Origin of the sequence: Mucispirillum schaedleri ASF457, assembly GCF_000487995.2 — a bacterium.
Classification (GTDB): domain Bacteria; phylum Chrysiogenota; class Deferribacteres; order Deferribacterales; family Mucispirillaceae; genus Mucispirillum; species Mucispirillum schaedleri.
The window spans coordinates 1280001-1292711 of the sequence record NZ_CP097562.1 but is presented as its reverse complement, the minus strand read 5'-3'; the positions used below and the strand labels follow the sequence as shown (position 1 = coordinate 1292711).

The 12711-nt window shown below is 32.3% G+C and carries 14 protein-coding genes; 4 read left to right on the top strand and 10 right to left on the bottom strand.

Annotated elements, in window-relative coordinates; genetic code table 11:
• Window positions 1–186 precede the first annotated feature (186 nt).
• From flgK to N508_RS06075, 9 genes are all read right to left on the bottom strand, one after another.
• Window positions 187–1956: a flagellar hook-associated protein FlgK gene (gene flgK / locus N508_RS06120; RefSeq protein WP_023275523.1), complete on the bottom strand. Its 1770-nt coding sequence runs from the start codon at window positions 1954–1956 to the stop codon at window positions 187–189.
• A 13-nt stretch (window positions 1957–1969) separates the two neighbouring features.
• Window positions 1970–2458, bottom strand: coding sequence for a flagellar export chaperone FlgN (gene flgN, locus N508_RS06115; RefSeq protein ID WP_023275522.1), 489 nt, complete (start codon window positions 2456–2458; stop codon window positions 1970–1972).
• Between the two features lie 73 nt (window positions 2459–2531).
• Window positions 2532–2837: a flagellar biosynthesis anti-sigma factor FlgM gene (gene flgM / locus N508_RS06110; protein ID WP_023275521.1), complete on the bottom strand. Its 306-nt coding sequence runs from the start codon at window positions 2835–2837 to the stop codon at window positions 2532–2534.
• Between the two features lie 268 nt (window positions 2838–3105).
• A complete protein-coding gene (locus N508_RS06105) occupies window positions 3106–3504 on the bottom strand; it encodes a rod-binding protein (protein WP_023275520.1) in 399 nt (132 codons plus the stop codon).
• On the bottom strand, window positions 3504–4595 hold the full coding sequence (locus tag N508_RS06100) for a flagellar basal body P-ring protein FlgI (RefSeq protein ID WP_023275519.1): 1092 nt from the start codon (window positions 4593–4595) through the stop codon (window positions 3504–3506). Before N508_RS06100 ends, N508_RS06105 begins: the two co-directional genes overlap by 1 nt.
• Window positions 4596–4902: 307 nt before the next feature.
• Window positions 4903–5514, bottom strand: a complete 612-nt coding sequence (locus tag N508_RS06095; RefSeq protein WP_023275518.1) for a protein-L-isoaspartate(D-aspartate) O-methyltransferase — start codon at window positions 5512–5514, stop codon at window positions 4903–4905.
• On the bottom strand, window positions 5511–6386 hold the full coding sequence (argB, locus tag N508_RS06090) for an acetylglutamate kinase (protein WP_023275517.1): 876 nt from the start codon (window positions 6384–6386) through the stop codon (window positions 5511–5513). Before argB ends, N508_RS06095 begins: the two co-directional genes overlap by 4 nt.
• Window positions 6387–6413: 27 nt before the next feature.
• On the bottom strand, window positions 6414–7340 hold the full coding sequence (locus tag N508_RS10935) for a septal ring lytic transglycosylase RlpA family protein (protein WP_023275516.1): 927 nt from the start codon (window positions 7338–7340) through the stop codon (window positions 6414–6416).
• A 36-nt stretch (window positions 7341–7376) separates the two neighbouring features.
• On the bottom strand, window positions 7377–7859 hold the full coding sequence (locus N508_RS06075) for a metallophosphoesterase family protein (RefSeq protein WP_023275515.1): 483 nt from the start codon (window positions 7857–7859) through the stop codon (window positions 7377–7379).
• A gap of 29 nt (window positions 7860–7888) precedes the next feature.
• Between N508_RS06075 and N508_RS06070 the strand changes: the two genes are divergently transcribed.
• Genes N508_RS06070 through coaE form a run of 4 tightly spaced genes read left to right on the top strand, consistent with a single transcriptional unit; the run spans window position 7889 to window position 10604 of the window.
• On the top strand, window positions 7889–9010 hold the full coding sequence (locus N508_RS06070) for a tRNA nucleotidyltransferase/poly(A) polymerase-related protein (RefSeq protein ID WP_023275514.1): 1122 nt from the start codon (window positions 7889–7891) through the stop codon (window positions 9008–9010).
• 1 nt (window position 9011) lies between these two features.
• Window positions 9012–9755, top strand: a complete 744-nt coding sequence (locus tag N508_RS06065) for a fumarylacetoacetate hydrolase family protein (protein WP_023275513.1) — start codon at window positions 9012–9014, stop codon at window positions 9753–9755.
• A complete protein-coding gene (locus tag N508_RS06060; RefSeq protein ID WP_023275512.1) occupies window positions 9752–9991 on the top strand; it encodes a YkgJ family cysteine cluster protein in 240 nt (79 codons plus the stop codon). The genes N508_RS06065 and N508_RS06060 overlap by 4 nt, the downstream gene beginning before the upstream one ends.
• Entirely contained in the window at window positions 9981–10604 is a 624-nt protein-coding gene (gene coaE, locus N508_RS06055) for a dephospho-CoA kinase (RefSeq protein WP_051350761.1), read from the top strand. Before N508_RS06060 ends, coaE begins: the two co-directional genes overlap by 11 nt.
• A gap of 591 nt (window positions 10605–11195) precedes the next feature.
• Here the strand turns inward: coaE and N508_RS06050 are convergent.
• The gene (locus N508_RS06050) at window positions 11196–12701 is read right to left on the bottom strand and encodes a methyl-accepting chemotaxis protein (protein WP_023275510.1); all 1506 of its coding nucleotides are present in this window, start codon (window positions 12699–12701) and stop codon (window positions 11196–11198) included.
• Window positions 12702–12711 lie beyond the last annotated feature (10 nt).

The window sequence follows — 12711 nt, the reverse complement described above, 5'->3', positions numbered from 1 at the left end:
CGAGCAAAGAAAGCAGGCTCATTATGATAATACAGGGACAGGGAAGTCCCGTCGCTTAGTGTGAATTGTTTTTGTAAGGGCTGCCGATTTCCTGAGTGAATAGCGAAAAATAAGAAATCGCACAGGCTGAAAGCGACGGAAACATTTACTTTAAAATTCTATTGCTGCATTTATTGCAGGCAGCTGTTACCTGCCTGCAGAGCCTAAACCATTGATTAATGTATTAAGCATTTCATCAACTACATTTATATATCTTGAATTAATTTCAAACATTTTTTGATAAAGTGATAAGTTTACCTGTTCATCTCCTTCTGATACACCACGGATAGACATAAGCTGAGTATTTAACTCTTTATATGCCATCTCTGTTGTAGCCTTAAATGTATCAGACTGAGATTTTGCACTACTCATCTCACCTATAAAGTATCCATAAAATGCACTGAATGTTACATTACCTTTCACTGTTGAAAAAGATGTTGTCTGCAGCTTTGATATTTTTAATGCATTAGTATTATCGCCTTCTGCACCAAACTCTGATGCTGCAATTAATCTTGGATTTTCTTTTATAGATGCATCAAGGTTTATATCTTTTGCACTGCTGCCTGAAAAGAATGAATTCATGCCAGTTGCCATTAAGAAATCTGTTGTATCTTCTCCAAAAGCGATATAACTGCCTGCTGCAGCTTTTATTGTAACTGTATTGTCTATATTTAAAGATGCACTTACATAGTTTCCACCCTGCTGGTTAATTTTTTCTAAAACTGTTTTTAAAGTGTCACTTTCACTTACCTGAATAGTTATTTTTCTTGTATCATATATATCATTGCCTTCATCATCAGTTTTACCAGTAGGTGTTGAAATATTTATTTCAAAAGAACCATTTTTTACAGGATAAGGCAGCATGCCTTCTGGTGAATTTAAAGGATATTCTGGGTTTATCACCTGAGTTTTGCCAGTATATTCAGAAGCTTTATCAAGCCCCATACCTGTTGCATGAATTCTATTTGTTTCTTCTATCATTTTTTTAGCCAGTGCATCTAAATCTGACTGATACTGTTTCAGCTCATTATCTCTTACCTGCAGCTGTGCAGCTATTGTGCCGCCTTTCATAAGAGATGTCATATCTATTGGCTTAGAGTTTGGGTTGTCTGTTTTCCACATTACTTTTAAGTGGTTATCATTATTTGGGTCTTTTTCTGTTAATAACTTGTGTGCTGTGCCGTTATCAACAAGAGTCTGACCATTCATATATACAGATACTGAGCCATCTTCCCTTAAATAAGTAGATATTTGAGTTTTTTCTGCTAAATCATCAAGCAGACCATCCCGCATATCTCGTAATTCATTAGCAGGCTGTCCCATAGCTTCAGCAGAAACTATTTCTTTATTTAATTTTGCAATCTGAGTTGTGATTTCATTAATTGCATTAACTTCATTTTGTATAGTTATATCACACTGAGTTCTTGTATCTTCTAAATATTTATATCCATCTCTAATTTTCATTGCAAGTGTATCTGCTGCTTTCACAAGCACTGTTCTTTTTGTAAGAGATTCTGATGTGTCATCTGGTGCTGAGTTGCTTAAATCCTGCCATGCATTAAAATAATTTTTTAAAGCATCGCCTAACCCTGAACCTGATTCCAGCTCATTAAAATAAAGCATAGCACTCTTTAAAGTTGTACTCATAGAATTATAATATAAATAATTAGAGTTAGAGTTGCGAACATTTGCTGCAAGCAGGTCATCATATTCCCGCCTGACAGCTGCTACATCTACACCTTTACCTATAGCACCATTATATGTATACTGCGGTTTTTTTGTAACAAGCTCAACAGTCTGTCTGGAATAGTTTTCTGTTTTCATATTTGACATATTATTACCAGTAACAGAAATACCAATCTGAGCAGCATTAACACCTGAAACACCAGTCCATATCATACCAAATAAATTACTCATATCACACCTCCCTTTAACCTGTTATCTGTAAAGCTGAAGGCATAGATACAGTAGATTTATCCATACCATATTTATTTGCAGCAGGTACAAAACCCATTTTTAATTTTACATCGCTGATTATTTTCAGATTAGTATTATATATGACTTTTAAGGAAACTGTAAGCTGAGATATTTCTGATACTAATACTAAAAGCTCATCTCTTAACTGAGTAAGTGTATTTCTGCATTCACTATCATCAATACCATCAATAATAGCAAGCACAGTATCATCATCAAGATTATATTCTTCTTTTATACGCAAAGATATTGTTTTGCGGGCTTCTTCTAACAGCTTTTCTTTTTTAGAAAGCTGTTCCTTTATTTTACTAAGCTCTTTTATTTTATCATTGTCCCAGCTTGTAACGGCTGTTTTTTCTTCCTGCAGAGTATCACGGATAAGGCTGTAATGACTAACCTGTGATTTTAATATCTCCACTAAGTTTTTAATAGAATTATGCTCCATATATGCCCTCCTTAAAAGGCTTATCACCATACTTTAAGGATAACTTATGGAAAAATTTACCTATTGAAAATAATTAAAAAACATCCTCTAATGCAGTATTGATTATTTTAGATGCTATATCTTTACCAGATATATTGTATGTGCCGTTAGCTATTCTTTCTTTTAAGTCAGCTACTTTATCAGCACGAACATCAGGCATCTCTTTTAAAGTGCGTGTCATTTCTGAAACATCTTTGCCTTTTTCAGAAATAGATACTTCATCACTTTCTACTACAGAAGAATTTTGTTTGTCATTTGCAGAAACTTTTTCTACATTTTTTTTGCGGGAAGTTTGTTCAAGTGTGTCCATTCCAGACATCATATTGTTATCAATTCTCATAATATCCTCCAATGCTCTTCTTCCCTATCGGATGCTGCTTAAAAAACTTTAGCACTTTTTTTAAAATTTTTAAATATTTTTTTGTGCCTGTTTTTTACATATCCATTGCTGATAATTCCTGCAAATACGGTAAATTTTGCCTAAGCTATCCATAAACAAATTTTTCATAAATATTTTAGCAATTATTGTGCCATTTTGATAAATAGAAAAGGGAAACTTTCGCTTCCCTTTCCTATAAGTGTGTGAATTTATTGTGAAGTGATAGATATTATTGAACTAAATCTAAACCCTCTTGAGAAAATGCTTCCTGTCTTTTCTGCTGCACTGCATAAGGGTTTAATTCTTTGTGGAAAATTTTTCCTTCATCTCTATACTGTGGCATAGTCTGTTTTAAATGCTGATAAAGTGACACTCCCAAACCAGAATCTGGTGTTTTTGCTAAAATATCTACATACTGCTGGTCAAGCATTTCTGTAAATATTTTTTCGCCATTACTTTTTTTAATCAGTGATGACTCCATAGTAGCTTTACGCATTGTTTTCATCATCATATCCATAAACATACCTTCAAATGCTGCACAAGCCTGTCTTAATTCTTTATCTCTTTTTTCACGAGCCTGTTCTTTTGTAAGCTCTACATTTGTGTTAAGTTTTGCTGCTTCAACCATTACATTAACTCCAGTTCTGCATGCAGTGCACCTGCTGCTTTAATTGCCTGTAAGATAGATATTAAATCTCTTGGAGTTACACCTATTGCATTTAATGCTTTCACTAAATCTGAAATTGTAACACCTTCAGGCACTACCATTAAGTTAGTCTGTTCTTCTGCCACTGTGATTTCAGGATTGTTTGTTACAACTGTTTCACCATCACTAAATGGAGTTGGCTGGCTAACATCTACCTGATTTGTAATAGTTATAGTTAAATTGCCATGTGCAACTGCTACTGTGCTTATTCTTACATCTGAGCCCATAACTATTGTTCCAGTTCTTTCATCTACTATTACTCTTGCAAATGTTTCCGGCTGAATTTCAATATTTAAAAGACTGCTTAAAAAATCATAATAATTATTTTTAAATTCACCGGGAATATCTACTCTAATACTAGTAGGTGAAGTTATAGTAGCAATTGGTGTGCCAAGAAAACTATTTATTGCTGATTTTGCCTGCACTATATCTGCAACTCCTAATGAGCCAAAAGATAAATCAAAATAATCTGATTCTAAATGAAAAGGTATTTCTTTTTCAACTATTGCTCCGTTTGGTATCATGCCAACTGTTGGATGGTTTTTTGTAACCTGAGCACCACCTGCTGAAACATTCATGCCACCAACTGATAAAGGACCCTGTGCAACTGCATAAACCTGACCATTAGCACCTGTTAATGGGGTTAATAAAAGTGTGCCGCCCTCTAAACTTTTAGCATCACCTACAGAAGATACTGTTACATCTATTTTATTGCCTGCTTTTGCAAAGGCTGGAAGTTTTGCTGTAACCATTACTGCTGCCACATTTTTAACTTTTACATCACCCTGCGGAACAGTTATCCCCATTCTATCAAGCATATTTACAAGGGACTGGACAGTAAACTCTGTCTGCTGTTTATCGCCTGAGCCATTAAGACCAACAACTAATCCATAACCAAAAAGCTGGTTATCTCTTATGCCTTGAACATTTACTAAATCACGAATTTTAACAGCTGCAAAACTTGGAATTGTTAAAACAGTAACTAAAATAATAGTTAAAATTAATTTTTTCATAGCTTTACGCTCCACAATTATTATTCACAACCTGATATAAGCAAGATTTATGCCAAAAAATAATATTGCAAACTGCTATTATTAGTGTAAAATGTTAAAAAATCTTTGGGGTTATAAGAGTAATACATATTATTTTAGATATTTCCATACTTAACCACCATAAATATATAGATAATGATAGTATAATTTCTGATAATTTTACATATAAAGAAAGGTTAACAGGGGATATATTGTTAGACAGTAATTGGAAGTTTAGGAAATAAAAATATATTTATGTTATGATAAATATCTTAGTAATTATAATATTCTAACTGCCTACAAAATCTACAAATGAGCATGCCATTCCTTTTTCTTCTATCAAACTGCCATTCACTTTTTTATATTTCATCAAATTATTATTCAGCGGCAGCACTAATATACCACCTTCTTTTAACTGCTCTGCTAAACTTTGAGGCAGTCTTGTTGCTCCAGCTGATGCAATGATTTTATCATAAGGTGCATACTCTTTCCAGCCTTTACCGCCGTCATCTGATTTCATACTTACATTTATTATCCGCAGAGATTTAATAGCAGTTCTTGCTTTTTCCATTAACTGTGGCAGAAGTTCCACTGCATACACATGGGTTACAAGGCGGGAAAGAAGTGCTGTTACAAAGCCGCTGCCTGAGCCTATTTCTAATACATTATTATTTTTTTCAAGTTCCAGCATATAAAGCATATTAGCAACTGTTGTAACCTGCGATATAGTCTGTCCCATACCAATAGGAAGAGCTTTATCTTCATAGGCTTTTACTTTCATACCTTCATCTACAAATAATGCTCTTGGAATATCAGCAAAAGCCTGAATAATATTTTTATCATTATTGCAGGCAGGAGCTACTATTTCTTCTAAAAAGTATCTTGGTGCTTTTAATATCATTGGATTATCTGTGTTCCTATACCTGAATCTGTAAAAATCTCTAATAATATAGAATGTTTTATTCTGCCATCTATTATATGGGCTTTACTTACACCGTTTTTTACAGCCTGCACTGCACAGTCTATTTTTGGTATCATACCGCCTGTTAGTGTGCCGTCTTTTTTCATACCGTCTGCATATTCTGGGTGGATAGTAGAAATCCTTTTACCATCCTTATCTTTTACCCCATCTACATCAGTTAAAAGCATAAGTTTTTCTGCGTTTAAAGCAGCAGCCACACTGCCTGCAACTAAATCTGCATTAATATTATACGGCTCATAATTTTCACCTATTCCAACAGGTGCAATTACTGGAATAAATCTATTAGATACATTTTCTATCAAACTGGTATTTATTTCTTCCACTTCTCCAACCAGACCTATATCTAAATGCTGCAGCACACCTTTTTCATCTGGTGCATCTACATATAGTTTTTTAGCTTTTATTAAGTTGCCGTCCCTGCCGGAAAAACCTATTGCAGCACCACCTGCTTTATTGATAAGGCTGACTATCTCTTTATTTATTTTGCCGCATAAAGTCATTTCCACAACTTCCATAGAAGCAGCATCTGTTACACGCATACCGCCTACGAACTGGCTGCTTATATCAAGCTTTTTTAAAAATGCACCTATCTGCGGACCACCGCCATGGACTATTACAGGGTTAATGCCTACATATTTCAAAAGTGTAATATCTTCTGCAAAACTGTATTTCAGCTCATCATTTTCCATAGCATGACCGCCATATTTAATAACAAAAGTTTTGCCTGAAAATTTTTTAATATAAGGTAGTGATTCAATTAAAATAGAAGCTTTTTCAATAACATCTTTCATTTTATTATCTCTTTCATATTATAAATTTTATTTATACCTGACAACAAATGCACCACTGTATTCTGCCAGCTCGCCAGCTGCTGCCTGTAATGCCTGCTCTTTTGCAGGGTAGCCAGTAATCCACACCCTGCTCCATTCTGTGCCTTTTGCATAGCCTTTTGATATTACTGCACGGCTGCCAAATTTACCTGCAAGTTTTTTTGCATTATCTGCATCAGTAAATGCACCTATCTGCACAGCAAAATTGCCTTTATCAATATTTACTTCATGCCCTTTTGTAACATAACAGTCTGGGTCTTCTGATAATACTGATACTCTTACCCTTGCAGTGCCTTTATCTATCATTCCCAGTCTTTTTGCAGCCACCTCTGTTAAATCTATTATTCTACCTTTAGAGTATGGTCCTCTGTCATTTACTCTGACGACTATACTTTTACCGTTTTCTAGATTTTCCACTTTTACAAGTGTAGGAAGTGGCAGAGTTTTATGAGCTGCTGTCATTGCTTTCTGGTTATATGTTTCTCCATTAGCAGTTAATTTCCCATGAAAGCCAGGACCATACCATGAAGCCATACCTACTTCGCTGTAACCATCTGCACTTTCCATTGGATAATATGTAACACCATTGATTTTATACGGTTTGCCTATTTTTTTAGGACCGGGAGCTGCTACTGCCCTGCATTTGCCTGTTGATTTAGCAGCCATATCTATCTCTACTGGTGCTTCTTGAAAATATCCATCATCAGAATAGGCTTTGCCATCTTCTGCTGCCTGTGCACTGCCTGCTGGTTCATCATAAATATATGTATCATATCCGTCCTTTTCTCGTTCTGAATAACCAGTATTTGATGGGAAATAATCTTCATAACTTTTTATCTGCACTTCATTCTGTGCAGCACAGCTTAAACCTAAAAAAATAAGCATAAAAATAATAGTTAATTTAAATAATTTCATATAAATTTTACCTTTTAATTACTAAGAAATTGATTATTATGCACATTCTATTTTTACTTGAAAGCTGCCATTATCAATAGTCAGCTCTGCATAAGTGCCATTACTTAATGTTCTATTTAATGATGTGGAGCCCGGATTTATAAACCATACTCCTTCTATTTCCTCATTTAAAGGTTCATGAATATGACCAAAAATAATTATCTGCGGGTCATCTTCACTAAACATATAATACATTCTATCCACCACATTATTATAGTTGCCAGTGCCGTGACTAACTCCTATTTTAACACCTTCTATTTCTTCAACAAGTTTTACAGGCAGCTTTGAGCCTAAATCACAATTTCCTTTTACTGCATATAAACACTTGCAGATATCTTCTAACTCATCTATAAAGTTAAGTGTATCAGCATCACCTGCATGTATAACAATATCTGCTTCTTTTAAAGCATTTAATACCTTTGGTGGAAGTTTTTCTATTGTGCCAATATGTGTGTCTGATATAATAATTATACGCTTCATTGAATTAATATATAACGGGGAAGATAAAAATGTCAATGATTTCAGTAGAAATTTTAAAGAAAAATATTCCATTTTTTGATACTCTTAAAAATATTGAAAAAGAATATAATGCAAAAATATATATTGTAGGTGGCTGTTTAAGAGATATATGCCTTAATATTCCTGTGCATGATATTGATATTACCGCAGAAAATATTGAATATACAAAGCTAGCTAAAATTTTAGGAAAATATTTAAAATCTTATGCTGTTGCTTTTAAGGACAATATGCGGATTATGAAAAATAATATTATAATAGATGTTTCAAAGCTAAGAAGCAGCACAATTTATGAAGATGTTTTAATGCGGGATTTTACTATTAATAACCTTGCCTGCTCAACTAATGGAGAAATTATTGGCAGGTTAGATGATATTAAAAATGGTATTATTAAAGCAGTATATAATAATGCTTTTGATGATGACCCTTTAAGGATTATAAGAGCAGTCCGTTTTACTGCCATGCTTGGCTTTAATATAGAAAAAGATACTTTACAGCTTGCTTTATCTAAAAAAAACCTTTTAAAAAATACTGCCAAAGAAAGAGTTTTAGAAGAGTTTAGAAAAATGTTTCAAGGCAGGTTTTTAAATAAAGCAGTAAATATTATTACTGAATATAATATTTTATCGCCATTAGTAGATAAATCAAAATTAGATAATGAAAAATTATTTCGTGCTGTAAATTTAACTGATAATTTTGATTTATTATTGAGTATATGGTGCAAAGATAAAAAATTTATAGAATATCTTGGATTAACTTTAAAAGAGCAGAAAAATATATCTGCTTATTTTAATATAGGTTATGAAGATTTAAAGCAAAGTGATGATAAAGCTCTCAAATATTTTATATTCAAGAATATTACTTTAATAAAAAACATTATAATATATATTAAAATCAACTTTCAGGATGAAAATTTAGCTGAAAAATTAAATAGTTTATACAGCTCAATGGATTTTAATAAAGCAAAAGCAGTAAATGGAAGCATGCTTTTATCACTTGGCTTTAAGCCATCGCCTTTATTTTCAGAAATAATAAACGAAACTGCTTTTTTACTTGCAATAAATGAATTAAATCAAGATAATATAGAAGAATACATAAAAAACAGGTGGTGCTGATATGAAATTTATAAGATATGCAAAAGGTCAGGCTCAATACCGTGGAATATTAGACGGCTCTATTATTAAGCGAATTAACGGCACAATTTTTCATGATTACTCTCTTTCTGCTGAAACTGAAAATATAAACGATGTAGTAATTCTTCCACCAGTGCTGCCATCAAAAATAGTAGGGTTTCGTAAAAATTATAATGGCAAAAGAGAAGATATTGGCATGCCAAAAATATTTATGAAACCGCAAAGCTCTATTATTGCCCATGGTGAAAATATTATACTTCCAGAAAATCAAACTGTAAAAATAGAAGGTGAGCTGGCAGTTATTATTGGAAAAAAAGCAAAAAATGTTGCTGAATGCCATGCAATGCAGCATATTTTAGGATATACTATTGCAAATGATATTACAGCACCACAAAAAGAGCAGGACTTAACAGTTACAATTGGTAAATTTTTTGATACTTTTGCTCCACTTGGTCCCTGCATAGTTACAGATATAGATGTATCTGATGTAATGATTAATACATATAAAAATGGTGAACTTGTGCAGTCTGGCTCTACAAAAGATATGATTTTTGATATTGCGTATCAAATATCTTATCTTTCTAGTATAATGACATTGCTTCCGGGAGATATTATTTTAACAGGCACACCAAGTGCAGCAGTAGAAGTGCATCATAATGATAAAATAGACATTACTATTGATAATATAGGCACACTTACTAATCAATGTATAAGCGGGAAGTTATGAATAACAAAATAGAATGTGATATGTGCGGCACATGCTGCACAGCTTACAGTATATCTTCACTTAATAAAAAAGCAGGCGAACCATGTAAGCATTTGCTTGCTGATGGCAGATGTGGAGATTATCAAAACAGGCCGCAGGTTTGCAGAGATTTTCAAGCTGATTTTTTCTGTTACTTTTTATCTTCATTATCAAAGCAAGAGCAAATAGAAATTATTAAAGAGCTTTATGATGCGTAATATTGGTATGACTGGCGGCATAAGCAGCGGCAAAAATCAAGTGGCAGAAATATTTAATCAGCTTGGGTTTTATACAATAGATTCTGATGTTTCATGTAGAAAAGTTATGGAAAAAGGGGAGCCTGCTTATGAAAAAATAGTCTCTTTTTTTGGAAAAGATATATTAGATGAAAATGGCAGTATATTAAGAAAAAAGCTGGGAGAAATAGTTTTTAGTAATAAAGAAAAACTAAAAAAATTAGAAAGTATAGTGCATCCTGCCATAATGCAATATGAAAAAAAAGAACGCTCAAAAATCTATGGTAAAAATGATAAAGCTGTGGTAGTTACACATGCAGCATTAATCATTGAAAATGGAAGCTGTAACCAATATGATGCATTAATTGTTGTAACATGCAGCTATGATATACAGATTGCAAGGGTTATGCAGCGGGATAATATTTCAGAAGAAAAAGCAAAAAATATAATATCACACCAAATGCCAAATGTGGAAAGGCTTAAATATGCTGATTTTATAATAGATAATTCATCAAATCTTGATGATTTATATAAAGAAGTAAAAAGAATTCATAACTTAATCACTCAGATAAATTATGGAGAAAAGCATAATTAATATTGCATTGTAGAATAAAGTAACTTAGCTGTGCATAATCTCTATTATGTTTTTTATAAATTTTTACTGTTTATAAAAACTTGAAGTTATATAAAATATTAGATATATCATTAATACTAAAACTTCTGTGTCTCCAATTTTTATATAATTTAAATAATGATGATAATGCAGTAAAGGTCATACTGAGCTTTTAAGCGAAGCATCTAAAAAGCTGGATAATTTAAACATATTATACACTGCTGTAATATATATCATTTAGATTTTTCGCCTGTAAAATCAGGCTCAAAATGACTACTGTATAAAATTTTTTGATAAGTGCAAATTTTTACTTCATAATGATACACTAAATTATGAAAAAAACATTATTGTTATTAAGTATTTCTTTATTATTTATGTTTTTTTTCTCTCATTGCTGAGAAAGAATATATTTATAGAAACAGTAAAAATTGAATGCGGTAGAGAATAAATATGTAGTTAGGCAATAATATCGTTATAATATAATTAAAGCTGTATAAAAATTAAATTTCAGAGTTTTTTTAAAAGCGGTAAAAATTTACCGCTTTTTATATATTTAAAACTAAACTGTTTTTATTATTTCCATTCGCCTTCAAAATACTGTTTAATAAGCTGGTCCAGCATAGCAATCATTTCGTCAACAGTATTTTGCAGCTCCTGCAAATATTCATTTGCTTTAATTCTATTTTCTGCCTGTATTTCTTCCATAACTTTATTACCCAGTTCGTGAACTTTTATGTGAAGTGGCTCTATATCTTTAAAAAGTTTATCATGCTGGAATATTTCCTGCCCCAGACTATAATAAAACTGACCAAATGCACATGTTTTATGAGTGGCTAATGTTGTTGATTTATTGCTTGTATAATGGGTATATACATTATGCATAAATTTTATATGAGCACTTTTTGCTCTAAGAAAATGGACGGCATAGTTAGAATATTTAATAGTGGAAAATTTGACAGACAGCTCACTTATTGTTTCTATCATTCTATTATAGTTTGCAACAAGTTCCTGCATTAATTTATCTGTTGATTCTGAAACATCTATAATGTTTTGAGAATCATTTGCTATCTGTTCATTAACACCTGAATGCAGTGCTATAGTTTTTGTAATTTCATCACTTGTAACACTTACCCTTTCTGAAAAATTAAGAATTTCATTAAAGTTTTTATATACAACTTCTGTCTGCTCTTTCTGCATCATAATTTGCTGAAATATACTGCTTGTCTGGTTAGAAACATCACCAATATGGCTTTGAATATCTGACACCATATCTTTAATTTCATTAGTAGATTTAGTTGTTTTATCTGCAAGTTTTCTAACTTCATCAGCAACAACAGCAAACCCTCTGCCTGCTTCGCCAGCCCTTGCCGCTTCAATAGCAGCATTTAATGAAAGCAGTGCAGTCTGCTCAGAAATATCATCAATAACAGAAACAATTACACCAATTTTTTCTGCCCCTGTATTTAATTCTGATATTTTTTCTTCCAGACTAGAAGCAGCATTTGAAATATTTTCCATCAATATTTTTGCCTGCTCCATAGCATCTGAGCCGTTTTTTGTTAAATCAAGCGATTTATTTATATCAGAATTAATTTCTGATGAAGTCTGTGTTATTCTGCTGATATATTTAACAAGTTCAGTGATAGATTGATATATATTTTTTGCACTTTGTGCATTTTTAGTAATACTTTCATCAACTGTTGCAATAGATGAAGAAACTCTTAATGACCTGCCCTCTGCACTGACTGTATATTTATAAAATTCAAGTATTGCTTTATCTGTATTTATCATCATATGATTAAGTGATTTAGCAATGTTTCTGCAATGTTCACATTTTACATTTGTATCTAAACGCTTTCTTAAATCAACTATTTCATCATATTCAGTCGCCATAACTTTGGCGATGTTTAAAATGTTATTTAAAATCTTCCTTACAGCAAAGAATATGGCAGGGAAAAATAAACCATAGCATACAAGAGAAAGCCATGTAGGCAGAATATTTAATTCCGATAAAATTATGATAACTAAAAGATAAAAAAGGATAAAGAAAAATGCCCATTTGAAACTTATTTTGTTCATGTTATTTTAC